This window comes from Segatella salivae DSM 15606 (assembly GCF_000185845.1).
GTDB classification, from domain to species: domain Bacteria; phylum Bacteroidota; class Bacteroidia; order Bacteroidales; family Bacteroidaceae; genus Prevotella; species Prevotella salivae.
Genome location: NZ_GL629647.1, coordinates 100,510 through 102,002, shown reverse-complemented (window position 1 = coordinate 102,002; position 1,493 = coordinate 100,510). Strand labels below are relative to the sequence as shown.

Here is a 1,493-nt window from a genome sequence, read left to right as displayed (position 1 = left end):
CAACATTTGCAGTTGTGCACTTTTATTTAACAAACCCATCGGAAGAACCTTGTTCACTCAAGACACCGCTCGATACACAACTTTATCATGAACTTGTGTTCTGCCCTTACAGCATACTGCTTCTTTGAGAACAAACCAGAGGCACTGCCGGTGTATGTGGAAAAAACAAGGCAGTTGGAACTCTTTTCATGCTAAACTTATCCCGAACTCAAGTATCTTTAATCATGTTTTTAAGGTTTAAACTGAATAAATGTTTTATAATGATCGGGCGTATAATACCATTCACCTCCATTCCCAATAACGATACGTTGAACTCCAGCCCCTTTAATTCCAGGAGTAGGAACTACATCTTCTCTATAGTATCCTGATGGTTTTAGTGGTAAAATATCTTTATTATTGTAGAAAGTTGCACCATCATGTCGATGCGGAAAAGGTATACCCTTTTCTAAATCGTATCATTTTGTAACATCAAGATTTTCATTTAATCTTATCTCCTCTTTATATAGCTTTTTACACGAACTCGCAATCTTAATGTCAATATTTATGGGGCTATTTACTTTGCAATCGGGACAGACTGCATATCCATAACCTGTCTTAAGACAATCCACAATAGCATCATTAATGAATTGTTCTCCATAGTTTTTACAAACAAATTCACTGCCAACCTCTCCGATGATTTCACGACCTTTCACGATTAATTTTACAAGTTTTCCATCGATGACACCCCAATAGCCATGCAAACCTCGAATCATAAAAACGAAAACGTTGGGATTCTCCCAACAATATTTATAGATTTTCTTTTCCATTTTTTCGTTATCTGACATGACAGGTCTTCCATGCAACGAATATTTCACGTTATTTATACTGTCTTTCTTTCGGTTTTCTTCATTGTAAGAATCAAAAATCTCAAAAGTCCCAACCTTTAAATGACCTTCTTTCGTTACAATAAATACCTTCTGGAATAAGAAATCTTGCTTAAATGCTACCAAAGACTCAAGATTATCTCCACACCTATATGATTGGTGGTTCCACTCCAAAATGGGTATTGATATGAGATCCAAATCTTCTTCTTTGTATTTATCTGATACCATAGTTGTTGAAAAAACAGGAACTTTACTACTTTTTTCTTTTGAATATAAATCCATAAATCTCCCTTGGGCAACATCTTTATATCCGTACTTGTCATAGTAAAAGTATATTTTATCTTGTTGTGCCATCAGCAAATTACTGCAAGCCATCAGGATTAAACTAAAAAAAAATGCTTTCATACTAATATACTCCGAAAATCAAGTGGAAACTTTTGACATTTGTAAACTGTACGTTGTCAAACAAAAGTGCACAACTGCAAATATAGTTATTTACTCTGATATTTCATTGTTTTATTATCAAAAATTCTTTTGTTGATTGAATTTTGCTTTATTGTTTCTCTTATATTTTTAATTTTCTCCCCTTGGCCTAAATATACATCTCTTGGTGTAAGATTATCCAACGAT

General features: G+C 33.8%; 2 protein-coding genes and 1 pseudogene. 1 reads left to right on the top strand and 2 read right to left on the bottom strand.

The features are described 5' to 3' along the window. Positions 1-36: 36 nt before the first annotated feature. Positions 37-195: pseudogene (locus HMPREF9420_RS14465) on the top strand (IS982 family transposase); the annotation flags it as partial. Positions 196-230: 35 nt separating this feature from the next. Here HMPREF9420_RS14465 and HMPREF9420_RS14990 read toward each other — a convergent pair. Further along, positions 231-437 (bottom strand): guanyl-specific ribonuclease, encoded by a 207-nt coding sequence (locus HMPREF9420_RS14990; protein ID WP_081457481.1) that lies wholly within the window; start codon positions 435-437, stop codon positions 231-233. 18 nt (positions 438-455) lie between these two features. Further along, positions 456-1,268, bottom strand: coding sequence for a hypothetical protein (locus tag HMPREF9420_RS00475; RefSeq protein WP_007133396.1), 813 nt, complete (start codon positions 1,266-1,268; stop codon positions 456-458). Positions 1,269-1,493: the final 225 nt, after the last annotated feature.

Coding starts and splice junctions, on each gene's coding strand:
- HMPREF9420_RS00475 (WP_007133396.1), bottom strand. CDS start 1,268: ATGAAAGCATTTTTTTTTAGTTTAATCCTGATGGCTTGCAGTAATTTG.